At 70.3% G+C, this 23,364-nt stretch carries 19 protein-coding genes; 4 read left to right on the top strand and 15 right to left on the bottom strand.

From position 1 onward, the window contains the following. Positions 1-2: 2 nt before the first annotated feature. The 8 genes from gmk to pyrR are packed head-to-tail and all read right to left on the bottom strand — an operon-like array spanning position 3 to position 9,578. A complete protein-coding gene (gene gmk, locus M3667_RS08520; RefSeq protein ID WP_251507305.1) occupies positions 3-908 on the bottom strand; it encodes a guanylate kinase in 906 nt (301 codons plus the stop codon). Next, a complete protein-coding gene (pyrF, locus tag M3667_RS08515) occupies positions 901-1,761 on the bottom strand; it encodes an orotidine-5'-phosphate decarboxylase (protein ID WP_251507304.1) in 861 nt (286 codons plus the stop codon). Before pyrF ends, gmk begins: the two co-directional genes overlap by 8 nt. Continuing rightward, positions 1,758-5,045, bottom strand: coding sequence for a carbamoyl-phosphate synthase large subunit (gene carB / locus M3667_RS08510; RefSeq protein ID WP_251507303.1), 3,288 nt, complete (start codon positions 5,043-5,045; stop codon positions 1,758-1,760). The genes pyrF and carB overlap by 4 nt, the downstream gene beginning before the upstream one ends. Further along, positions 5,038-6,270, bottom strand: a complete 1,233-nt coding sequence (carA, locus tag M3667_RS08505; RefSeq protein ID WP_251507301.1) for a glutamine-hydrolyzing carbamoyl-phosphate synthase small subunit — start codon at positions 6,268-6,270, stop codon at positions 5,038-5,040. The genes carB and carA overlap by 8 nt, the downstream gene beginning before the upstream one ends. Beyond that, positions 6,267-6,767 (bottom strand): hypothetical protein, encoded by a 501-nt coding sequence (locus M3667_RS08500; protein WP_186316624.1) that lies wholly within the window; start codon positions 6,765-6,767, stop codon positions 6,267-6,269. The genes carA and M3667_RS08500 overlap by 4 nt, the downstream gene beginning before the upstream one ends. Next, positions 6,764-8,086 (bottom strand): dihydroorotase, encoded by a 1,323-nt coding sequence (locus tag M3667_RS08495; protein WP_251507299.1) that lies wholly within the window; start codon positions 8,084-8,086, stop codon positions 6,764-6,766. The genes M3667_RS08500 and M3667_RS08495 overlap by 4 nt, the downstream gene beginning before the upstream one ends. After that, entirely contained in the window at positions 8,083-9,051 is a 969-nt protein-coding gene (locus M3667_RS08490) for an aspartate carbamoyltransferase catalytic subunit (RefSeq protein ID WP_251507297.1), read from the bottom strand. The genes M3667_RS08495 and M3667_RS08490 overlap by 4 nt, the downstream gene beginning before the upstream one ends. Continuing rightward, positions 9,048-9,578: a bifunctional pyr operon transcriptional regulator/uracil phosphoribosyltransferase PyrR gene (pyrR, locus tag M3667_RS08485; protein ID WP_251507295.1), complete on the bottom strand. Its 531-nt coding sequence runs from the start codon at positions 9,576-9,578 to the stop codon at positions 9,048-9,050. Before pyrR ends, M3667_RS08490 begins: the two co-directional genes overlap by 4 nt. 155 nt (positions 9,579-9,733) lie before the next feature. Here pyrR and M3667_RS08480 point away from each other — a divergent pair, with 155 nt between their 5' ends. Next, the gene (locus tag M3667_RS08480; RefSeq protein ID WP_251507293.1) at positions 9,734-11,404 is read left to right on the top strand and encodes an HNH endonuclease signature motif containing protein; all 1,671 of its coding nucleotides are present in this window, start codon (positions 9,734-9,736) and stop codon (positions 11,402-11,404) included. A 504-nt stretch (positions 11,405-11,908) separates the two neighbouring features. Here M3667_RS08480 and M3667_RS08475 read toward each other — a convergent pair. Together M3667_RS08475 and M3667_RS08470 are read right to left on the bottom strand one after the other, a co-directional pair. Then, entirely contained in the window at positions 11,909-12,304 is a 396-nt protein-coding gene (locus M3667_RS08475) for a VOC family protein (protein ID WP_251507291.1), read from the bottom strand. Positions 12,305-12,307: 3 nt separating this feature from the next. Beyond that, complete coding sequence (locus tag M3667_RS08470; protein ID WP_251507289.1) at positions 12,308-13,870, bottom strand: Rieske 2Fe-2S domain-containing protein; 1,563 nt, start codon at positions 13,868-13,870, stop codon at positions 12,308-12,310. Between the two features lie 168 nt (positions 13,871-14,038). On the opposite strand from M3667_RS08470, the gene M3667_RS08465 reads away from it, so the two are divergent. After that, positions 14,039-14,422, top strand: coding sequence for a tautomerase family protein (locus tag M3667_RS08465; protein WP_251507287.1), 384 nt, complete (start codon positions 14,039-14,041; stop codon positions 14,420-14,422). Between the two features lie 378 nt (positions 14,423-14,800). On the opposite strand, the gene M3667_RS08460 is transcribed toward M3667_RS08465, so the two are convergent. The 5 genes from M3667_RS08460 to M3667_RS08440 all read right to left on the bottom strand — a co-directional run bounded on the left by M3667_RS08460 (position 14,801) and on the right by M3667_RS08440 (position 21,435). Further along, positions 14,801-17,746: a DEAD/DEAH box helicase gene (locus tag M3667_RS08460; RefSeq protein ID WP_251507284.1), complete on the bottom strand. Its 2,946-nt coding sequence runs from the start codon at positions 17,744-17,746 to the stop codon at positions 14,801-14,803. 358 nt (positions 17,747-18,104) lie between these two features. Beyond that, entirely contained in the window at positions 18,105-18,515 is a 411-nt protein-coding gene (gene nusB / locus M3667_RS08455) for a transcription antitermination factor NusB (protein ID WP_144833456.1), read from the bottom strand. Positions 18,516-18,517: 2 nt separating this feature from the next. Further along, positions 18,518-19,078 (bottom strand): elongation factor P, encoded by a 561-nt coding sequence (efp, locus tag M3667_RS08450; protein WP_144833458.1) that lies wholly within the window; start codon positions 19,076-19,078, stop codon positions 18,518-18,520. A gap of 73 nt (positions 19,079-19,151) precedes the next feature. Beyond that, positions 19,152-19,610, bottom strand: coding sequence for a type II 3-dehydroquinate dehydratase (locus tag M3667_RS08445; protein WP_251507281.1), 459 nt, complete (start codon positions 19,608-19,610; stop codon positions 19,152-19,154). A gap of 13 nt (positions 19,611-19,623) precedes the next feature. Continuing rightward, positions 19,624-21,435 carry a sugar phosphate isomerase/epimerase and 4-hydroxyphenylpyruvate domain-containing protein gene (locus M3667_RS08440; protein ID WP_251507278.1) on the bottom strand — a complete coding sequence of 604 codons (1,812 nt, stop codon included), beginning with the start codon at positions 21,433-21,435 and terminating at the stop codon, positions 19,624-19,626. Positions 21,436-21,497: 62 nt separating this feature from the next. On the opposite strand from M3667_RS08440, the gene M3667_RS08435 reads away from it, so the two are divergent. Next, entirely contained in the window at positions 21,498-22,130 is a 633-nt protein-coding gene (locus M3667_RS08435) for a TetR/AcrR family transcriptional regulator (protein WP_154096656.1), read from the top strand. 315 nt (positions 22,131-22,445) lie between these two features. Continuing rightward, positions 22,446-23,351, top strand: coding sequence for a shikimate dehydrogenase (locus tag M3667_RS08430; protein ID WP_251507275.1), 906 nt, complete (start codon positions 22,446-22,448; stop codon positions 23,349-23,351). Positions 23,352-23,364 lie beyond the last annotated feature (13 nt).

Here is a 23,364-nt window from a genome sequence, read left to right as displayed (position 1 = left end):
GCTCAGTGCTGCGCCGACGCGAGCTCGACGACCTGGGCGGCCGCGTGAGCCACCTCGTCGTTGACGACGCGGTAGTCGAACTCGTTCTGCGCGGCGAGCTCGACGCGGGCCGTGCGCAGGCGTCGGGCGCGCTCCTCGGCATCCTCGGTCCCGCGCCCGACCAGGCGCTGGACGAGCTCGTCCCAGCTCGGCGGCAGGAGGAACACCAGGGTGGCCGATGGATCGGCCGCGCGCACCTGACGGGCACCCTGCAGGTCGATCTCGAGCAGAGCGGTGCCGCCCTCGGCGAGAACGCGCTCGATCGGAGCGCGCGGCGTGCCGTAGCGGTTCTTGTTGTGCACGACGGCCCACTCCAGCAGCTCCCCCGCCTCGACCAGACGGTCGAACTCGGCGTCGTCGACGAAGTAGTAGTGCTCGCCCTCGACCTCTCCCGGGCGGGCGCTGCGCGTGGTCGCCGAGACCGAGAGGTGGATCTCGGGGTAGTTCTCCTTGATGTGCGCGGCGACCGTGCCCTTGCCCACCGCGGTGGGACCGGCGAGCACGATGAGGCGGCTGCGACCCTCGCGGGGGCCGGGCTCGGGCCAGCGCGTGTCGAGGTAGTCGCGCAGCGCGTCGCGCTGACGCGAGCCCAGACCGCCCAGACGCTTCACCGGCGAGATGCCGAGCGAGGCGAGGATGCGGTCGCGCTTGCTCTCGCCGATCGCGGGGATCGCCGTGAGGAACTCGGTCACGCGCATCGCCCCGGCCGCCGACAGCGGGTCGGCGAGGCCGCGGCGCAGCAGCTCCTGCGGCGAGATCACGCGGGTCGACACGTCGCGCTTGAGCGCGGCGCGCTCGCGACGAGCCTCGACGGCGCGGCGCGAGGCGGCGGCGCGGTCGACCTCGGGCGGACGACGGGTTTCAGCCATGCAGGGACTCCCGGTAGAGCGCGGCGCGCTCGTCGATGCGGGCGGCGAGACGGTCGGGTCCGACCGCGAGGATGCTGCGGCTCTCGTTCGCGACGACGGCGGATGCCACGTAGCCGAACAAACGGCGCAGGTCGGCGGGCGCGGCCCCCTGCGCGCCGAAACCGGGAGCGAGGATCGGCATGCCCGCCAGCGCCACGTCGCCCAGCCCGAACGCCGAGCGATCCACGGTGGCGCCGACCACGACGCCGACCGGGCCGAGGGCTCCGGGGGCGCCGATGTTCGCCTGGTTCACGTCGTGCGCCACACGGGCCGCGACGTGCTCGTGATCGCCCACGGCGAGGGCGTCGTCGACGATCGCGCTCTGCAGCGCACGCGCCTCGGGGTTGCTCGTCGCGGTCAGCACGAACGCGCCCTTGCCGTGGTGCACGGCCAGGGCCAACGCCTCGCGCAGCGAGTCGGCGCCGAGGTAGGGCGAGAGGGTCACGGCATCCGCCTCGAGAGGAGAACCGGGCGAGAGCCAGGCGTGCGCGTAGCCCTCCATGGTCGTGCCGATGTCGCCGCGCTTGGCGTCGGCGATCACGAGGAGCCCCGCGTCGCGCGCGGCGGCCATCACGTCTTCGAGGGCGGCGAACCCGCGGGAGCCGTAGCGCTCGTAGAACGCCACCTGCGGCTTGACCACGCCGACCCGCCCGCGGGCGGCCTCGACGGTGCGCAGGCCGAACTCCCGCGCGCCCTCGGCCGTGGCATCCAGCCCCCACGCCGACAACAGGGCGGCGTGGGGGTCGATGCCGACGCACAGGGCGCCGTGCAGGTCGAGGGCGGCGGAGAGTCGCTGACCGAACGTCTCGCTCACAGGCGTCCCGCGCGATCCACGGCGTACTCCTGCAGGCTGCGGACCTCGAAGCCGTCCTTCATCGCACCCAGGGCGCTCACCGCGGCACCGAGCACGGCCATCGTGGTGAACAGGGCCTTGTCGGCGGCCACGGCCGCGGCGCGGATCTCGTAGCCGTCGGCGCGTGCCGTGCCACCCGAGGGGGTGTTGACGATCATGTCGATCTCGCCCGCGTTGATCAGGTCGACCACGTTCTGCTGGTCCGACCCTTGCGTCTCGGAGTACTTCTCGACGACCTTCACCCGAATGCCGTTGCGCGCCAGGATCTCTGCGGTGCCCTCGGTCGCGAGCAACGAGAAACCGAGCTCCTGCAGACGGTGGGCGGGCAGGATCACGGCGCGCTTGTCGGCGTCGGCGACCGAGATGAACACGGTTCCCGAGGTCGGCATGCCGCCGTACGCGGCTTCCTGGCTCTTGGCGAACGCGGTCGGGAAGTCGCGGTCGATGCCCATGACCTCACCGGTGGAGCGCATCTCGGGACCGAGCACACTGTCGACGGTGCGGCCGTCGGCGGTGCGGAACCGCTTGAACGGCAGCACGGCCTCCTTGACGGCGACCGGAGCGTCGAGCGGCACCCGTGAGCCGTCCTGCTCGGGCAGCAGGCCCTCGGCGATGAGCTCGGCGATGGTGTTGCCGGCCATGATGCGGCTGGCGGCCTTGGCGAGAGGGATGCCCAGCGCCTTCGAGACGAACGGCACCGTGCGGCTCGCGCGCGGGTTCGCCTCGATGACGTAGAGCACGCCGGCCGAGATCGCGAACTGCACGTTCAGCAGACCCCGCACGCCCACGCCCTTCGCGATGGCGAGGGTCGCTTCGCGGACGCGGTCGACCTCGGTGCGGCCGAGCGACACGGGCGGGAGGGTGCACGAGGAGTCACCGGAGTGGATGCCGGCTTCTTCGAGGTGCTCCATGACGCCGCCGATGTACAGGTCGGTGCCGTCGAACAGCGCGTCGACGTCGAGCTCGATCGCGTCGTCGAGGAAGCGGTCGACCAGCAGCGGGAGGCCGGGTCCGATGATCGCCTGGTCGGCGACGCGCACGAAGTAGTCGCGCAGCGCGTCGGTCGAGTAGACGATCTCCATGCCGCGACCGCCGAGCACGAAGCTCGGGCGCACCAGCACCGGGTAGCCGATCTCCTCGGCCACGGTCACGGCGCCCTCGACGTCGATCGCGGTGCCGCTGCGCGGGGCCACGAGCCCGGCCTCGTCGAGCAGGCGCGAGAACAGCTCGCGCTCCTCGGCGAGGTCGATCGCCTCGGGGCTCGTGCCGAGGATCGTGTACCCGGCGGCCTCGATGCCCTTCGCGAGGCCCAGCGGCGTCTGTCCGCCGAGCTGGCAGACGACGCCGAGGATCGTGCCCGACTGCGCCTCGGCGTGCAGCACCTCGAGCACGTCCTCGAGCGTCAGCGGCTCGAAGTACAGGCGGTCGGAGGTGTCGTAGTCGGTCGACACGGTCTCGGGGTTGCAGTTGACCATGACGGTCTCGTAGCCGGCATCCGACAGCGCGAACGAGGCGTGCACGCACGAGTAGTCGAACTCGACGCCCTGACCGATGCGGTTGGGGCCCGAGCCGATGATGACGACCTTCGTGCGGTCGGAGGGGGTGACCTCGGTCTCGGCGTCGTACGAGGAGTAGTGGTACGGCGTGAGGGCCGGGAACTCCCCCGCGCAGGTGTCGACGGTCTTGTAGACCGGGCGCACGTCGAGCGCGTAGCGGCTCTCGCGTACCTCGGCCTCGTCGAGCCCGCGGATCTGCGCGATCTGGGCGTCGCTGAAACCGTGCTCCTTCGCGACGCGGAGGGTGTCGGCATCGAGGTTGTCGGCGTCGCCGATGAACTCCGCGACCTCGTTGATCAGCACGATCTGGTCGATGAACCACGGGTCGATGGCCGTCGCGTCGAACGCCTGCTCGGGCGTGGCGCCCTTGCGCAGGGCCTGCTGCAGCACCACGATGCGGCCGTCGGTCGGGGTCTTCGAGATCTCGAGCAGCTGCTCGACCGAGCGCGACTCCTCGCCCCAGTGGAAGCTCGACCCGCGCTTCTCGAGCGAGCGCAGCGCCTTCTGCAGGGCCGTGGTGTAGTTGCGGCCGATCGCCATGGCCTCGCCGACCGACTTCATGGTGGTGGTCAGGGTGGTGTCGGCGGCCGGGAACTTCTCGAAGTTGAACCGTGGCACCTTCACCACGACGTAGTCGAGCGTGGGCTCGAAGCTCGCCGGGGTCACCTTGGTGATGTCGTTCGGGATCTCGTCGAGGCGATAGCCGATCGCGAGCTTCGCGGCGATCTTGGCGATCGGGAAGCCGGTGGCCTTCGACGCGAGCGCCGACGAACGCGAGACGCGCGGGTTCATCTCGATGACGATGATGCGGCCCGTCGCCGGGTCGACCGCGAACTGGATGTTGCAGCCACCGGTGTCGACGCCCACCGCGCGGATGATGTCGATGCCGATGTCGCGCAGCTTCTGGTACTCGCGGTCGGTCAGGGTCAGCGCGGGCGCCACCGTGATCGAGTCGCCGGTGTGCACGCCGACCGGGTCGACGTTCTCGATCGAGCAGACGACCACCGTGTTGTCGGCGGTGTCGCGCATGAGCTCGAGCTCGTACTCCTTCCACCCGAGGATCGACTCCTCGAGCAGCACCTCGTTGGTGGGCGAGTCGTGCAGGCCCGCGCCGCCGATGCGGCGGAGGTCGGCCTCGTCGTACGCGAAGCCCGAGCCCAGGCCTCCCATGGTGAACGACGGACGCACGACCAGCGGGTAGCCGAGCTTCTCAGCGCCGGCGAGCAGTTCGTCCATCGAGTGGCAGATGACGGATGCCGCGACATCGGCGCCCGCCTCGAGTACGAGCTCCTTGAAGATCTGACGGTCCTCACCGCGGTTGATCGCGTCGAAGTCGGCGCCGATGAGCTCGACGTCGTACTTCTCGAGGATGCCGCGCTTGTGCAGCTGGATCGCCGCGTTCAGCGCGGTCTGCCCGCCGAGGGTGGGGAGAACGGCATCCGGCTTCTCTTTGGCGATGATCGACTCGATGACCTCGGGGGTGATCGGCTCGATGTAGGTCGCGTCGGCGAAGTCGGGGTCGGTCATGATCGTCGCCGGGTTGGAGTTGACGAGGATGACGCGCACGCCCTCTTCGCGCAGCACGCGGCACGCCTGGGTGCCGGAGTAGTCGAACTCGCAGGCCTGACCGATGACGATCGGGCCGGAGCCGATGACGAGGACGGAGTGGATGTCGTCGCGCTTAGGCATTGTTGTCTTCCTGGGTCGAGTCCTGAGCGTCGGAGGGGGCCAAAGCCGCGGCATCCGGTCCCTGAGCCTGTCGAAGGTTCGCGATCACCATGTCGCGGAAGCGGTCGAACAGGTAGTTGGCGTCGTGCGGGCCGGCGGCGGCCTCGGGGTGGTACTGCACGCTGAACGCCGGAATGTCGAGGGCGCGCAGGCCCTCCACCACGTTGTCGTTCAGGCCGATGTGGCTGACCTCGACGCGGCCGAAGCCGGCGGGGCTGTCGACGATCTCATCGAGCGGCGCCTCGACCGCGAAGCCGTGGTTCTGCGAGGTGATCTCGACGCGGCCGGTGGTCTTGTCGAGCACGGGCTGGTTGATGCCGCGGTGGCCGAACGGCAGCTTGTAGGTGCCGAAGCCGAGCGCGCGTCCGAGCAGCTGGTTGCCGAAGCAGATGCCGAAGAAGGGCAGCCCGTCGCCGAGCACGGCGCGCAGCAGTTCGACGTGCTGGTCGGATGCCGCGGGGTCGCCGGGGCCGTTCGAGTAGAACGCCGCGACCGGTTCGACCGCGCGGATCTCGTCGATCGTCGCGGACTGCGGGAACACGTGCACGTCGAAACCGCGCGCGGCGAGGTTGTCGATCGTGGACTGCTTCACACCCAGGTCGAGCACGGCGAGGTTGCCGATGCGCTCGGCGGTCGCGGGGGTCACCTCGACCTCGCTGACCGACACCTCGGCGGAGAGGTTGCGGCCCGCCATGCCCGGAGCCTCGCGCACGCGGCGCAGCTGCTCCTCGGCATCCAGGTCGGCGGCCTCGCCCGAGAAGACGCCGCCGCGCATGCTGCCCTCGGAGCGGATGCGACGGGTGACGGCGCGGGTGTCGATGCCGGAGATGCCGACGATGCCGTCTTCGACGAGAGCGTCGTCGAGCGAGCGGTTCGCGCGCCAGTTCGACACCATGCGCGAGGGGTCGCGCACGACGTAGCCGGCGACCCAGATGCGACGCGACTCGGGGTCTTCGTCGTTCACGCCGGTGTTGCCGATGTGGGGGGCGGTCTGCAGAACGATCTGGCCCGCGTACGAGGGGTCGGTGATCGTCTCCTGGTAGCCGGTCATGCCGGTGGCGAAGACGACCTCGCCGAGGGTCTCGCCGCGTGCGCCGTAGGCGCGGCCGGTGTAGCGGGTGCCGTCTTCGAGTACGAGGACGGCCGGGTCGCGCGAAAGGCGCGAGGAAGGGATCAGGGCGGTCATGCGTCGCTTCCTGTCGAGGTGAGGGGGCGGATGGCGTCGGCCAGAGCTTTGGCCGAGGCGTCCTGAGGACGGAGGTAGGTGTCGACGATCGTGTCGTCGTCGATGCGCCAGCTGACGCGCGTCAGGCCGTCGCGCTCGACCACGCGGTCGATGGCGACCGTGGCCTGAGAGGCATCGACGAGGCGGTCGCGGGTGAGCGCGATGCGGGGCTGGCCCTGCAGGTCGAGGGCGACGCCGGCCGAGGTGACCGTGACGTCGACGCGGGAGCGGAAGCCGAGGCCCTTGATGGCGAGACGCTCGAGCGGCTCGTCGTGTCGGGTCGTGGCGACGTAGAGGCCCGAGAACACCGCCGTTTCGACGGCGTCTGCGGGCAGCTCCCCCACCGGGGCCGTGTAGCGCGCATCGCGCCGCGTTCGTCGCACCCAGGCCCAGGCGAGCACGGCCAGCAGCACGAGGGCCACGCCGATCATCACGACGAGGGCGCCTTCGCGGCTCATGCGAGCACCCCGGGAGCGTCGAGCACGGCACCGTCGACGACGGTCGGGATGCCGGCGCGCACAGTCCAGCGCACCTCGCCGGGCAGCTCCCGGCCGAGGTAGGGCGAGTTGGTGCTGCGCCCGCGCAGGTCGTCGAGGCCGAACGTGCGCGAGGGGCGCGGGTCGTACAGCGTGAAGGTCGCCGGCTGCCCCGCGGCGACGGGCGTGCCGTGTCCGTCGAGGCGTCCGATGCGGGCCGGGTTCGCCGACATCACGCGGGCGACGTCGGCCCAGTCGAGCAGGCCGGTCTCGACCATGGCGTGGTGCACGACGCGCAGGGCGCTCTCGAGACCCACCATGCCGTTCGCGGCGGCCGCCCACTCGCAGGCCTTCGCCTCGGCGGGGTGCGGGGCGTGGTCGGTGGCGACGATGTCGATCGTGCCGTCGGCCAGGCCCTCGCGCACGGCCATCACATCTTCCTCGCGGCGCAGCGGCGGGTTCACCTTGAACCGCGCGTCATAGTCGCGCACGAGCTCGTCGGTCAGCAGCAGGTGGTGCGGGGTGACCTCGGCGGTGACGTTGACGCCGCGCTTCTTGGCCCAGCGGATGATGTCGACCGAGCCCGCGGTGCTCAGATGGCACACGTGCAGGCGCGAGCCGACGTGCTCGGCGAGCAGCACGTCGCGCGCGATGATCGACTCCTCGGCGACCGCCGGCCAGCCGGTGAGACCCAGCTCGGCCGAGACGGCGCCTTCGTTCATCTGCGCGCCCTCGGTCAGGCGCGGGTCCTGCGCGTGCTGCGCGATGACGCCGTCGAACGCCTTCACGTACTCCAGCGCTCGCCGCATGATCAGCGGGTCGAAGACGCAGAAGCCGTCGTCGCTGAACACGCGGACGCGGGCGCGGGAGTCGGCCATCGCGCCGAGCTCGGCGAGCCGCTCGCCCTTCTGCCCCACGGTCACGGCGCCGATCGGCTGCACGTGCACGTAGCCGGCGGCCTCGCCGAGGGCGAGTTCCTGCTCGACCACGCCCGCCGTGTCGGCGACCGGAGAGGTGTTCGGCATGGCGAAGACGGTGGTGAATCCACCGGCGGCGGCGGCCCGCGAACCGGTGAGGATCGTCTCGGATGCCTCGTACCCGGGCTCGCGCAGGTGCACGTGCAGGTCGACGAGACCCGGCAGGGCGACGAGACCGTCGGCATCCACGACCGTCGCGCCCTGGTGCGAGAGGCCGGAGCCGGTCTCGACGATGACGCCGTCGCGCACGAGCAGGTCGGTGGCGTCGTGACCCTCGACGCGCGCGCCGCGCACCAGAAGGGTCTGTGCGGGGGCGTGGCTCATCGGAGGTCCTCTTTCTCGGTGTCGGGGCGCTCGCCCGCCAGCAGCAGGTACAGCACGGCCATCCGCACGGAGACGCCGTTCGTGACCTGCTCGAGCACCGTCGAGCGAGGCGAATCGGCGGCTTCGGCGGAGATCTCCAGACCTCGGTTCATCGGACCGGGGTGTAGAACGATGCTACCGCCCGGAAGCGCCTGCAAACGTCGCGCGTCGAGCCCGTACCGGCGGGAATACTCCCGTTCAGTCGGGAAATACGCCGCCGACATCCGCTCGAGCTGGATGCGCAGCATCATCAGCGCGTCGGGACCGGCGGCGATCGCGTGGTCGAGGTCGTAGTCGACATCGACCGGCCAGCGGCTGACATCCTGCGGCACCAGCGTCGGCGGAGCCACCAACGTCACGTGCGCGCCCAGGGTGTGAAGGAGCCACACGTTCGACCGCGCGACCCGCGAGTGCAGCACGTCTCCGACGATCGTGACGCGGATGCCGTCGAGCCCGCGACCGCGGCTGTCGTCGCCGAACAGGCGCTTGCGGATCGTGAACGCGTCGAGCAGGGCCTGCGTCGGGTGCTCGTGGGTGCCGTCGCCGGCGTTCACCACACCGGCGCTGATCCAACCGGACGTGGCGAGGGTGCGCGGAGCGCCGGACGCGCCGTGGCGGATGACCACGGCATCCGCCCCCATCGCCTGGAGCGTCTGCGCCGTGTCCTGCAGCGACTCGCCCTTGCTGACGCTGGAGCCCTTCGCCGAGAAATTGATGACGTCGGCGGAGAGGCGCTTGGCGGCGGCTTCGAACGAGATGCGCGTGCGCGTGGAGTCCTCGAAGAAGAGGTTGACCACCGTCTTGCCGCGCAGCGTCGGGAGCTTCTTGACCTCGCGACGCTGAGTGTCGGCCATGTCCTCGGCGACGTCGAGGATCTCGAGCGCGTCTTCGCGAGACAGATGCTGGGTGTCGAGGAGGTGCCTCATGATTCGATCGTCACCTCCTCGATGCCGTCGATCTCGGCGAGGCGCACGTTGACGCGTTCGTCGCGGGCGCTGGGGAGGTTCTTGCCCACGAAGTCGGGGCGGATCGGCAGTTCGCGGTGGCCGCGGTCGATCAGCGTCGCGAGGCGCACGGCGGCGGGGCGGCCGATGTCCTGCAGTGCGTCGAGGGCGGCGCGGATGCTGCGGCCCGAGAACAGCACGTCGTCGATGAGCACGACGACCTTGCCGTCGATGCCGCCGGCGGGGATCTCGGTGCGACGCGGGGCCCGCGTGGGGTTGCGGTGCAGATCGTCGCGGTACATCGTCACATCGAGCGATCCGACCGGGATGGATGTGCCGCCGAACTCGCTGACGAGGGGGCCGATCCGGTTCGCGAGCGTGACGCCGCGGGTCGGGATGCCGAGGAGGACGAGTCCTTCCGGTCCTTTGTTGGACTCCAGGATCTCGTGCGATATGCGCGTCAAAGCGCGGGCGATATCGGCATCGTGCATGACAGTGCGCGTATTCATCCGCCGCTCCCTTCTCCGCCTCACGGGACGGGGTTAAAGGTTGCTGTGGTTCTTCGTCGAGTCTAGCGGGTGCGGGCGGGTGAACCCTGGGTGGTTGAGGGTGGTGTCGCGCTCGGGCTCTGGCGGGGAGGGTGGGTTATTCGTACCTTTGTTCTATGGAACTGCGCGCGCCGATCGACCGCCTTCGGGTGGCGAGCGAGCGCGTCGTCGCGCTGGTGGCGGGGCGGGAGCTCGAGGCGTTGGACGACCGCGAGGTCATTGGCGTCATGGCGGAGATCACCGCGGCGCGGAATGCCCTCGACGTGTTGGCGGCGTGTGCGGCCCGCGTGATCGACGCCCGGTCGGCGCGCGAGCGGGGCGGGGCAGGACTGGCGCAACGGCAGGGGCACCGCAACGCGACCGAGCTGCTGCAGACGCTGACCGGGCGGAGTAGGCGCGAGGTGACGCGGTCGATGAAGACCGGGGGTGATCTGCTCCCCTCGCTTTCTCCGTCGGTCGGGCCCGATGGCGGTCGATCCGAGACCGTGTCGGAAGATTCCGGCGGGGAGTGGCTCGACCGCATGAGTGGGGCGCTTCGTGACGGGGCAATCAGTCACGCGCAGTTTCAGGCGATCCGCGTGGGGTTGGGTGAGCCGCCGGTCGAGAGGTATCCCGAGCTCGATCCGGACTTCCTCCCCCACGCCTGGGCGACGGCCGTCGAGCGGCTGGTCGACGAGGCTCCGCACCTGCCGGTCGAGGAGTTGCGGGCGGCTGCGCGGATCGCGCGGGACCGTCTCGACCCCGTCGGGGTGACCCTGCGGTTCGAGGAGCGCTTCGCGGCCCGGTCGTACCGTTCGTGGGTCGACGAGCAGGGGCAACGGCACGGGCGGTTCGTGTTCGACGACGACGCGGCGGCCTGGGTCGATGCGATCCTCCAGGCGGCGTTGCGTCCGCGACGGGGCCCGCGGTTCGTGGATCCGGATGCCGTGGTGGCCGACGCCTCCGACGAGCGATCGGGTGAGCAGATTGCGTACGACACGCTGATGGCCGTCATGCGGACGGGTGCCGCCGCGGATCCGACGCAGGCGTTCGGCGACCGGCAGCCCGGGGTGCGGATCGTGCTGGAGGCGTCGGCGCTGGCGGAGACGTCGGCGCCGGCGTCGGTGGAGGCCCCGGCGGAGGCCCCGGCGGAGACCCCGGCGCTGGTGGAGGCCTCGGCGCTGGTGGAGGCCTCGGCGGAGGCCCCGGCGGAGGCCCCGGCGGAGGCCCCGGCGGAGGCCCCGGCGCTGGTGGAGGCCTCGGCGCTGGTGGAGGCCTCGGCGCTGGCGGAGACCGAGTCCCCTGGTGCCGAGTCGATGGGTGTCGTGACCACCGTGCGCGGGGTCGGACACCTCGAGGACGGTGGCGAAGCCCTCCCCGGCGGGGTCGTCGAGAGCTACCTGTGCGATGCGGGTGCGGTAACGGTCTCCCTGGGCGACGTGGGGCGGCCGCTCGACGTCGGTCGTCATCAGCGACTCTTCACCCGCGCGCAGCGGATCGCGATCGCGGTGCGCGACGGCGGGTGCGTCGGTATCGGATGCCGCGCCCCCATCTCGCAGTGCGAGATGCATCACATCGACCATTGGGCGGCCGATCGGGGCAGGACCGACGTCGACGACGGCGTCCCGCTCTGCCGGAACCACCACCTGGGTCTGCACAATCGGGGCGAGCGGATCGTGCGCGAGCGGGATCCGGTGACCGGGCGCGACTCGTACTGGTTGCACGCCCCGCCCCATCCGCGCACGGGTGAGGTGCGACCGCCGACGTTGCTGCGGTCGAGGTCTCCGCGCCGCTTCGACGCGGCGTGACCGAGCATGGCGCGGCGTGACCGAGCGCGACGCACGTGGCCAAGCGTGACGTGGCGTGGCCGGGCGCGATGAACGTGACCGAGCGCCACCCGCGGGAGGGGGCGCGTCGTGGCGTGACCGAGCGTGACGTGGCATGGCCAAGCGCCACCCGCGGGACGGGGCGCGTCGCGGCGTGACCGAGCGCGACGAACGCGACCGAGCGCCACCCGCGGGACGGGGTCCGTCACGGCGTGACCGAGCGTGACGTGGCATGGCCGAACGCGACGCGTGTGGCTGAGCGCCACGCGCGTGGCCTGGTGCGACGCGCCGTGCCCGGGCACCACGTACGTGATCGAGCGCGACGATCGTGACGGGGCGCGTCGCGGCGCTACCGAGCGTGTCGCTCGTGAGGGCCCACGTCGCTCGTGAGGGACCACGTCTCTCGTGACGGGGCGCGTCGCTCGTGATCGCGCACGACACTCATGAGCGCCACGCACGTGACCGGGCACGACGTACGCGGTCGGGTCAGCCCTCGTCCGCGACGATCTCCACCTTGAACCCCGCGGAATTCTCCAGCCACCCCGCGTAGTGCGAAGGACCACCGGCGAACGGATACCGCTCCTGGTACAGCGACCGCCACCCGTGAGCGCTCGCCGCGGTCATTACGGCATCCACCTGCGCCCGAGAGCCGCCGAGGAACGCGAGATGGTTCACGCCGGGAGCACGCCGATCATGCTCGGGCCTCGACAGGTTCGGCGATGTTGTCAGCGTCAGGTACGGGCCGTCCCCCGCACTCCATGTCTCGCCCTCTGCCCACCGGCCGGTCCGTTCGAATCCGACCGCGGTGAGCAGCCATCCCCACTCGGCACGCGCCGAAGCCAGGTCGGCGACCCACACCTCGACGTGGTGGAAACCCGGCACAGGTCAGCTCGCGGCGACCTCGACCGGCTCGGCGGCGCGGGTCGAACGGATCGGGTGACCGGTCGTCGTCAAGCACCGTCCCGATGCCAGATCCCACTTCCAGTCGTGCAGCGAACAGGTCAGCACGCCGTCCTCGATCTTGCCGGTCTTGGTCAGGTCGGCACGCAGGTGCGGGCAGCGACGCTGAACGGTCCAGCCGTCGATCTCTGCATCCTCGGTCTGGTCCGACTGCTCGGCGTACCAGTTCTCCACGTACTCGATCCGGTCGCGCGACAGGCACTTCAGGAACGTCGTGAGGAACTCGTTGAACTTGCCCGAACGCCCCACCTCGAACTGCATCGAGAGGAAGATCGAGTTCGACCAGTCGATCTCGTGATCGCGGATGTTCGTCGACACGAGGTCGGCGGGGATCGTGTACCAGTAGATGCACTCCTCGCCGGCGTACTCGCGGAGCTTCGCCTTCGGGAAGTCCACGACCATGTCGAGCTCGCCGATGCGGAACCGCACCATGCCGCCCACGCCATTGCGGATCGTGCGGGCGCGCCGCAGCAGCGGCTCCCACCACTCCTTCAGGGCGGCCAGCATCTCGGCCGGCGGGATGACCTCCGCGCGCGTCGCCTCTTCGGCCTGAACTTCGGCCTGGCGGCTATCGCGCTGCTCGGCCAGATAGTTCCACTTGTCGCCGAAGACGCGTTCGATCTCGGCATCCGTGTATAGGGTCTGGGTGACCGTGACATCCGACCCCTGCACCTCGACCTCGGTGCCCGGAAGGAACAGGTACCCCTTCTGGTCGGGACGCTGCTCCTTCATGTGGGCGAGGAACTCGCGCTGGTCGGTGAAGATCGAGTCGTCGTCCATGCCGGTGCCGTTGTAGCGGAACAGCTCCTCGCGCAGGAACATCGGCGGACCGGCCATCGGGAACACGTGCTCGGCGTCGACCTTGTCGATGTAGTACATCGCACGCTTGTTCTGCGCGTCGCGCTTGAGCTTGGCGAAGTTCTGCTTCGCGTCCTGCGGCAGGTCGTAGACCATGGGCCACCAGATCGCACCCGACACCTGGGTGAAGTACGCGTCGGGCTTGCCGAAGTCGAACAGCTTGTCGAGATCGAGCGGGTGCGAGTCGTTCTGGTTCAGGATCGACGCGGTTCCGTCATCGAGCGACAGCGACGAGTCGCCGATCGGACCGTCGGAGGGCGCGCGCAGCGGCGTCACCATGAGCTTCAGATCGCCGAACTGCAGGGGAACGCCCGCCTCGGTGCGCACGAGGTTGGTGTAGCCGAGCGCGAGGAGGTCCTGCTCGAGGTCATCGGTGGGGTACTCGGGGAGCAGCACCTTGATGTCCTTCGACACGTACCGCTCGAGCATCGCCTGGTCGAAGTGATCGCGGTGGCGGTGCGAGATGTAGAGGAAGTCCGCCTTGCCGAACCGCTCCCAGTCGAGGGCGCGGTTGTCGGGGAACGGGAACCAGGAGCCGAAAAAGCTCGGACCGATGACGGGGTCGCAGATGATGCTGCCGCCGCGCGTCTCGATGAACATTCCCGCGTGGCCGAGGCCGGTGATCTTCATGTCGCTCCTGGGTCGTGGCTGGAACCCGACGAGTCTACGCGGGCGCGACTGCGAGAGCCCGGGGAGAGCGACGGTGTCGGGAAGTCTCCGTCAAGCCACTCCCCCACATACCGGGCATGAGTACCGTGCCGGGCGTACCGACGAAAGGACCCTCGAATGCCCCTTGCCATGATCGACACCATCCGCGGACAGTACGACGAGACGGAGCTGCGCACGTTGATGGATGCCGTGCAGGAGGCCGTCGTCGACGCGTTCGGCGTCCCCGATACCGACCGCTACCAGATCCTCACCCAGCACGAACCGTTCGAGCTCGTGGCCCTCGACACCGGTCTCGGGATCACCCGCAGCGAGCGACTCGTCATCGTGCGGTTCGCATCGAAGGCGCGCACGGAAGACGCCAAGGTCGCTCTGTACCGTGCCCTCGCCCGCAACCTGAAGGACCGTCTCGACATCGGCGGAGAAGACCTCGTCGTGAGCATCACGGAGAACGGCGACGCCGACTGGTCGTTCGGCCACGGCACCGCGCAGTTCCTGACGGGCGAGCTCGGCTGAGATCCCGGATGCCGCGTCATCGGCGACCGACCGGGAGACCACGAACAACGCGCGTGGGTGGAGAATCCGCGGCAGGTTCCGCGTCGACTCCGGCGATCGGCGCCGAATACCTGAGGGACCTCGAACACCCGCGCTGACATCACCCGCTCCCACGGCGGCGCGCGGATCGCGAAGCGACCGCGGGGGCGACTCTCGGAACTGACTTCGATGAGCTCGGTGTCGGAGGATGCCATCGGGCAGATTGGGGGTGGGCTCCTGCAGGTGATGGATGCAGACGCCTCGTGAACGGGGTGCCGAACATCGCTGCCGGCGCCGACCATCTCCTCAGTGCCGCGGGAGCGATCGTCGACGGGTTGTTCTCCCGAGCCGCCGGGCGGATCACGGCCCGAGCAGCCCCCGGATGTCGTCCGCATCCAGCGCCGCGGCGAACGCGTCGTCGTCATCGATCACCGCGTCGAACAGGGCCGCCTTGCGATGCTGCAGCGCCCGCACCTTCTCTTCGACGGTGCCCGCCGCGATGAGGCGGTACACGAACACGCTCTTGGTCTGTCCGATGCGGTGCACCCGGTCGATCGCCTGGTTCTCGGCGGCGGGATTCCACCATGGATCGAGCAGGAACACGTACTCCGCCTCGGTGAGGGTCAGACCGAACCCGCCGGCCTTGAGGCTGATGAGGAACACGGGAGCATCCCCCTCGCGGAACCCGTCGATCACCTCGCCTCGGCGAGCAGTGGACCCGTCGAGGTGCGCGTACGCGAGACCCGCGGCATCCAATCGCTCGGCAGCTAGATCGAGGAACGTCGTGAACTGACTGAACACCAGGGCACGGTGTCCCTCGGCGGCCACCTCGACGAGACGGTCGAGCAGCACGTCGAGCTTCGCCGACCCCAGATGCGCATCGCGCTCGTCGACGAGACCCGGAGCCAGCGCCAGCATGCGCAGCAACGTCAGCGAGCGGAAGACGATGAAGCGCTGCCGATCGAGATCGTCGAGCAACCCGAGCACCTTCTGCCGCTCGCGCTGCAGCACACGGTCGTAGAGCTCCTGGTGCGCGGGACCGAGGGGAACCGCGATCTCCTGCTCCTGCTTGGGAGGGAGGTCGGATGCCACGACGTCTTTCGTGCGACGCAGCAGGAACGGCCGCACCCGACGGCGCAGACGATCCAGCGTCTTTTCGCGGTGCGCGCTCGCCGCGATCGCCGACAGGGCCGTCGGGGCGTCGGAGGGCAGGTGCTCGATCGCGCGGGTGTAGTCCTCACGGAACTGCCGGATCGAGGGGAACAGCCCCGGAGCGGTGAGCGAGAGCAGCGCCCACAGGTCGTCGAGACCGTTCTCGATGGGCGTTCCGGTGGCGGCGAACACCGCGTCGGTCTGCAATGCCGCGATCGCGCGATGGATCCGCGTCGCGGGGTTCTTCACGAACTGCGCCTCATCGAGCACGACGCCGGCCCAGTGCGCAGCGGCGAACTCCGCGGCATCCGCCCGCACGACCCCGTAGGGGGCCACCACGATGTCGACTCCCCCGGCGATGTCGGTGATGGCGGACTCCCGGCGAACGGCCGTCGCCTCGACCACCGCGACCCGCAGGTCGGGGGCGAAGCGCGTCGCCTCGTCGCGCCAGGTCGGGAGGACCGAGGTGGGCGCGACGACGAGCCACGGCCGCCGCTCCCCGGACGCCTTCGCGTGGGCGATGAGGGCGAGCAACTGCAGGGTCTTGCCGAGCCCCATGTCATCGGCGAGGATCCCGCCGAGCCGGTGCCGGTGCAGCAGCGCGAGCCACGAAAGCCCGTCGCGCTGGTACGGGCGCAGCTCGGCGCGGAACCCGGATGGGGTCGGCACCTCCGGCACCTCGGAGACATCCCGCAACGCGCGTGCCAGGCCGCGCCACTCGACGGCTGCCTCGGACTGGTCGGCGAGGTCTTCGAACTCCGCCCACAAGGCGAGGTGCGTGCGCGGAAGCCGCGGACCGGTCTCCCACTCATCGAGCGCCGCCGCCTCTTCGAGCAGGTCGCGAAGCCGCTGCAGAGCCGGATGGGCGAGCGAGAACCACGCGCCGTCCGAGAGCTTGATGCGCGTGCGCCCCCGGGAGAGCGCCGAGAACAGCGTCCCGAACGGAATCAGGCGCCCCTCGATCGTCACGACGATGCCGAGGTCGAACCAGTCGCGATCGAGGGACTCGACCGCCGTGATCCGCAGCGACGGGTCGCCCCTGAGTTCGCGGAACGTCGGCGCCGTGCCGGTCGTGCGCACCCGCACCTCGTCGAGCACGTCGATCGCGGGCAGCACCCGGGTCGCGAACACGGCGGCATCCGCGTCGTGCAGATTCGCGCGGGGCGCGACGGGGAGGTCGGATGCCGCCATCCACGCCGTCTCGAACCGCTCGCCGATCTGTGCCTCGGCGCGGAGGTCGCGCTCAGTGTCGTCTGCCGCGTCGTACGCCACGCGACGAGCACCCGGGTAGACCCACTCGAGTCGATAGGCGACGTCGTCATCGGCATACGTCACCGCGACCTCGAGGATCGGACGATCCGGCGGCGGCGTCGGGACACCCGCGCCCACCGACAGCGGCGCGCGCCGCGCGAGCCGGGGGTACACCTCGGCGACGAACTCGTCTGCCTCGCCGCGGGGCACGTCGACCCCCGCGGTGCCGAGGAGAGTCGGCAGGGGCTCGGGCAACGCGACCGGAGCGAGCACGATCGGCACCGGGTCGCGATCGAGCTTGAACGAGAACAGCCCCGACTCCCCGATCGCGCGCGCTCGCGTCGCGTCGACGGTGTCACCGTCGAGCGTGAGGTCGGCCGAGATCCGTAACGCTCCCCCGCCCACGGCGTCGAGCGCCACCCGCGCGGTCGCCTCGCGCGCGAGCCGCACGCTCTGCTGGGGGTTCATCGACACGAGCGGGATGCCGAGCCGCTCCGCCGCCGCCAGGTGCGGCCACAGCAGGGGCGAGGTGACGGTGTCGAGCGCGATCGTGTCGCCGGCGGGCGCGAAGGGGCCGGTCGTGCGGAAGGCCTGAGCGAGGGCGAACAGCTCGGCGAACCAGTTCACGTGGGCGGGATCGAAGCGGACGGGAGAGCGGCGGACCGTCTCCCATGTGGCATCCGCCTTGATCCAGGCTTCACGTGTCCCTCGCACGAGCGGACGGGCCGCGAGCTGCAGGTCGTCCTGGCGCTGCGCGAGCAGGCGCGGGGTCACCGGCACGACGGCCCGCGCCTCCCACCGCGCCGGGTCGTACGCCTCGCGCTGGCGCAGCTCGACGCCGAGTGCGAGCGCCTCGTACGACGGAGCGCCGCCGGAGGGGATGAGTTCACGCCACGACGTCACGCCGCGATCCTTCCGTGAACCTCCGACAGGGACGTGCGCGCCCCGCGCATGGTCGCCCCCGCCCACCCATAATCGCTTTCCCCGCGCCTGGATGTGCGCAGCTCGCGCTTATGCGCACCGACAGCGTTTACGCGTGAGCATCCGCCGCGGGGTCGGGCGATGCGAGCCGCCGCAGGCAGGCCGGTCTGCGGGCACGCGGCATCCGCCCCGCCATGCCCCGACTCGGCGCGACCCGACACCGTTCCGTCGACCTGCACGCACGCGGCATCCGCCCCGCTCGTGAAACGACACGACGCGACCGCCGACCGGGGGTCGGGGCCGCGTCGGGACACGTCGCGAGGACTCAGCGCGGGACTGCTCAGGACGAACGCGCGATCCGCGCGAGCACGCCGTGCACGAACGAACCGGAGTCGTCGGTGGAGAACTCCTTCGCGAGCTCCACGGCCTCGTCGATCGCGACGGCCGTCGGTACGTCGTCGTTGTAGAGGATCTCCCACGTGCCGATGCGCAGCAGGGCGCGGTCGACGGCGGGCATGCGCTGCAGCGACCAATCCTTCGAGAACGTCGTGATCTGCTCGTCGATCGCGTCGCGGTTGTCGATCACTCCGTCGACGATGTCGCGGGCGTAGAGCCATGAGGCCTCGCGGGCGGGCTCGGAGGCGGCGCGCTTGGCTTCGGTCGCGAGCATGATCGCGAGCTCTTCGCCGCGCACGTCGGCCTGGAACAGGATGTCGAGGGCGCGCTTGCGCGCCTTGGTACGGGCGCTCAAGGTCAGCTGATACGGCCGAGGTACTCGCCGGTGCGAGTGTCGACCTTGATCTTCGTGCCGGTCTCGAGGAACAGCGGAACCTGCATCTCGTAGCCGGTCTCGACGGTGGCGGGCTTGGTGCCGGCCGAGGAGCGGTCGCCCTGCAGACCGGGCTCGGTGTAGGTCACCTCGAGGATGACGGACGGCGGGAGCTCGATGTAGAGCGGGTTGCCGTTGTTCAGCGCGATCTGCACCTGCTGGTTCTCGAGCAGGAAGTTCGCGGCGTCGCCCACGGTGGCGGAACCGACGGTGATCTGGTCGTAGTCGGCGACGTCCATGAAGACGAAACCTTCACCGTCGTTGTACAGGTAGGTGAAGTCGCGACGGTCGACGTTCTCGAGGTCGATCTTGGCACCGGCGTTGAACGTGCGGTCGACGACCTTGCCGCTCATGACGTTCTTGAGCTTCGTGCGGACGAACGCGCCGCCCTTTCCGGGCTTGACGTGCTGGAACTCAACGACGCTCCAGAGCTGACCGTCGATGTTCAGGACGACGCCGTTCTTGATGTCTGCGGTGGATGCCATGAGTGCCGATATTCCGTTTCGTGAGTCGATGTGGGGCGAGAGCCCGACGTCAGAGTCTACGTGATGCGCGCCGTCAGCCGTCGGCGCGGCCCGAGATGACCTCGACGAGACGTTCGACCGCACGTGCGTAGCCCGGCACACCCTCACCGATCACGTGCACGACGGCGACGTCTTCGATGTACGAGAAGTGCCGGAAGCTCTCGCGCTCGCGGATGTTCGAGATGTGCACTTCGGCGACGGGAAGATCGACGGATGCCAGGGCGTCGCGCAACGACACGGAGGTGTGCGTGAGCCCTCCGGCGTTGATCACGATGCCGGCGCAGTCGAGCCGGGCGGCGTGGATCGCGTCGATCAGCACGCCCTCGTGGTTGCTCTGGATCGCGCGCACCTCGAGCCCCAACCGCGCGGCGGCGTCGGAGGTGATCCGCTCGACGTCGGCAAGGGTGTCGCGGCCGTAGATCTCGGGCTGCCGGGTGCCGAGCAGGTTGAGGTTCGGACCGTTGACGAGCAGCAGGCGGCGGGGCGTGGTCATGGTCGGCACGCTATCAGCGCCGACCCTGCGCGCTGAGGCGCACGGGGGCGGTGCCCGCGCCGTACCCGGCGTAGGCGTCGACGCGCTCGACGAACTCCAGGAACACCTCGCCGATCGTGCGCGTGTAGAAGTGCAGGTACTCCCCCGCGGCATCGCGGTCGTAGCCGAGGTGTAGCTCGCGCAGCTCGTCGACCGCGGCATCCGTCATCTCGAACCGCGCGGCGAGGTCGTCGTAGTAGTTGCCGGGCATCGCGAGCGGGATGAAGCCGCGCTCCCGGGCGGCGCGGGCGAGGGCGCGCACGTCGGTGCACGCGAACGCGACGTGCTGGGGCAGGGCGGCACCGGCGCGCTGGTCGGCGAGGATCGGCGGCGCGACGTTCAGCGGCAGGCGCACCTCGCCGCCCGGGGAACCGAGAACGCGACTGGCGACGAGACCCTGCGGCCCCGGGACCTCGGTGCTGCTGTCGACGCGCAGCGCGAAACCGGCGGTGTAGAACAGGGTGGCTTCCTCGATCGCCTGCCACGGCTGCGAGAGGCTGACGTGGTCGACTCCGGCGACGGTCGTCGGGGTCTCGGGCTCGCCGTGCTCGAACTCCGCGACCCACGCGGGTTCGCCCTCGTCGGCGGCCTGCGCCCAGTACACCTCCGTGCCGTCGGGGGCGACCGCGCCGTCGAGTCGCTCTTCGGTGGCGTAGGTGCGACGGTAGGCCCGGGGAACGCGCAGTTCGTGCATGCGCAGGTCGACGGCCTCGGCATCGTCGACCTCGAGCCCGATCGCGGCCAGACGCGGCTCCCACCCACGCGCGTGCTGCTCGTTGAGCACGACGCGGGCGTCGCCCGCGGTCCACAGGGTCACGGGCTTGGTGCGGTGCCGGCCGCGCGAGGTGAAGCCGAGCTGGTGCAGCAGCTCCTCGATCGCGGAGGTGTCCTCGGCCTTGATCTCGACGAAGTCCACGCCCGAGGGGGCGGCGGAGTCGGGCAGCATTCGCAGGTCGGCCGGGACCTCGTCGAGGGTGCGCGCGACGGCGTCCTCGAGCCAGCGCAGCGAACGCCGCGCGTGCAGGGCGGTGCGGCGGGGATCGGTCTGGCGGAACGTGTCGTTGAACACCTCGAGCGACAAGGGGCCGGTGTATCCCGCCTCCACGATGCGCGCGGTGAAGTCGGCCAGGTCGAAGTCGCCCTCGCCGGGGAACAGGCGGTGGTGGCGGCTCCACGACAGCACGTCCATGCTGAGCCGCGGAGCGTCGGCGAGCTGCACGAAGAAGATCTTCTCCCCCGGGATCCGCGCAATGTCGGTCAGGTCGTGCCCCCGCGAGAGGATGTGGAACGAGTCGAGGCACACCCCGACCGCGGGGTGGTCGGCGCGTTCGACGACGCGCCACGCGCGGCGGTAGTCGTCGATGTACTTCCCCCACGCGAGGGCTTCGAAGGCGATCCGGATGCCGTAGCCCTGGGCGAGATCGCCGAGTCGGCGCAACTGCCCGGCCGAGACGTCGTCGTCATCGATGCTCGCGGTGGCCACGTTGCTGCAGCACAGCACCAGGTCGATGCCGAGGCGGTTCATGAGCCGGAACTTCGCCTCGGCGCGGTGCAGGACGGCGGCGAACGCGTCTTCGTCGACGCCCTCGACGTCGCGCATGGGCTGGTAGAGGTCGAGGGTGAGGCCGAGACGTGCGGCGATCGCGGCGATCTCTTCGGGGCTCTCGGGGGCGGCGAGCAGGTCGGGCTCGAAGATCTCGACCCCGTCGAATCCGGCCGCCGCGCACGCGTGGAGCTTGTCGGCCAGGGTGCCGCTGATGCAGACGGTCGCCATCGAGGTCTTCATGGCGGCCGAATGTACCAGTTAGTACAAACGGGGTCCACTCCCCCGTCCAGTAGGTTGAAGCCATGGCCGAGGCACGTCGAGACGCCGAACGCACGCGTTCCGAACTGCTCGCGGTGGCGACCGAGGTGTTCGCCGAAGACGGATTCTCGGGTGCCCGCGTCGATGAGATCGCCGCCCGCACGCGCACCACGAAGCGCATGATCTACTACTACTTCGGCAGCAAAGAGGGGCTCTATCGGGCCGTCCTCGAGGAGGCGTACCGCGGGATCCGCGAGGCCGAACGCGCGATCGACGTCGATCACGCCGACCCGGTCGACGCGATCCGCGCCCTCGCCGAGCTGACCTACGACCACCACGTCGGGCATGACGCGTTCATCCGTCTCGTTGCGATCGAGAACATCCACCGCGGCACCTTCATCCGTCAGATCGAGGGACTGCGCACGCTGTCGCAGCCGGCGAAGGGTCTGCTCGACGAGATCCTCGAGCGCGGTCGCGCCGACGGACTCTTCCGCGCCGACGTCGACGCGATCGACGTGCACCTGGTGATCAGCGCCTACTGCGTGTTCCAGGTCGCCAACCAGTACACGTTCGGGCACCTGTTCGACGTCGACCTCGCCTCTCCCGACCGTCGCCCTCACCTGCGCGCGGTGATCGGCGACGTGGTGGTCGGCTGGCTCACGGCCCCCGCGCGCTGACACAGGTGGCTGAGCCCGTCGAAGCCACCGGTCACCCCGCGGGGGCTCGGGCCCTTCGACATGCTCAGGGACCTCGGTTCGCAGGTGGCTGAGCCTGTCGAAGCCACCCGGACACCTCGCTGGGCCCGGGCCCTTCGGCAAGCTCAGGGACCTCGGTTCGCAGATGGCTGAGCCTGTCGAAGCCACCGGACACCCGCGCGGCGCCCTGGGTCCACGGCATCCGGGATCTCGTCGTTGACACCGCGGCGCGAGCGTGGTTTCCTCTGAACGTACCGGTTAGTACATAAGCCGGTGTCGCGGAGACGAAGGAGTACCGTGATCGACTCGCACCCCTACCTCGTGGGCCTCATCGGCACGGGCGTGCTCCCGTCGCTGACGCCGCCCATGCACATGGCCGAGGCGCGTGCGCTCGGGCTCACCTACGTCTACCGCCCGCTGGACCTGACGGCTCTCGGCATCGACCCCGACCGCATCGGCGACGTGCTCGCCTGGGCGGAGCGCCTCGGCTACGACGCCGTCAACGTCACCCACCCCTGCAAGCAGAGCGTGCTCGCGCACCTCGACCGCATCGACCCGGTCGCCGCCGCCCTCGGCGCGGTCAACACCGTGCTCTTCACCCCCACCGGCCGCGTCGGCCACAACACCGACACGACAGGTTTCGCCGCCGCGTTCACCGACGGGCTCCCGGATGCCGAGACCCGGCACGTCGTCCAGCTCGGCGCCGGCGGGGCGGGGTCGGCCGTCGCCGACGCGCTGCTGCGCCTGGGCACCGCCCGGCTGAGCATCGTCGACCTCGACCCCGCGCGGGCGCAGGGCCTCGCGGACGACCTCGCGGCACGGCATCCGCTCGCCGTCGTCGACACCGCCGCCCCCGCCGACCTTCCCGCCGTGCTCGCCGATGCCGACGGCCTCGTGCACTGCACCCCGGTCGGCATGGCGGAGCACCCGGGACTCCCCCTCGACGCCGATCTGCTGCGCCCCGAGCTGTGGGTCGCCGACATCGTCTACCGCCCCCTCGACACCGAACTCCTCGTCACCGCGCGCGAGCGCGGCTGCCGCACCCTCAGCGGCGGACGCATGGCGGTCCACCAGGCCGTCGACGCCTTCGCCCTCATCACCGGGACGCGACCCGATCCCGACCGCATGACCGCCCATTTCCTCGACCTCGTCACCCCCGGCTCGACCGCCGACGTCCCCGTCGGCCCGGCCCTCTCCCGCTAAGGAGCATTCGTCC

It is taken from the genome of Microbacterium sp. P26 (genome assembly GCF_023712585.1).
Lineage (GTDB): Bacteria > Actinomycetota > Actinomycetes > Actinomycetales > Microbacteriaceae > Microbacterium > Microbacterium algihabitans_A.
Note: the sequence above shows the minus strand (reverse complement) of the source record. Positions and strands in the feature narration are given on the sequence as shown.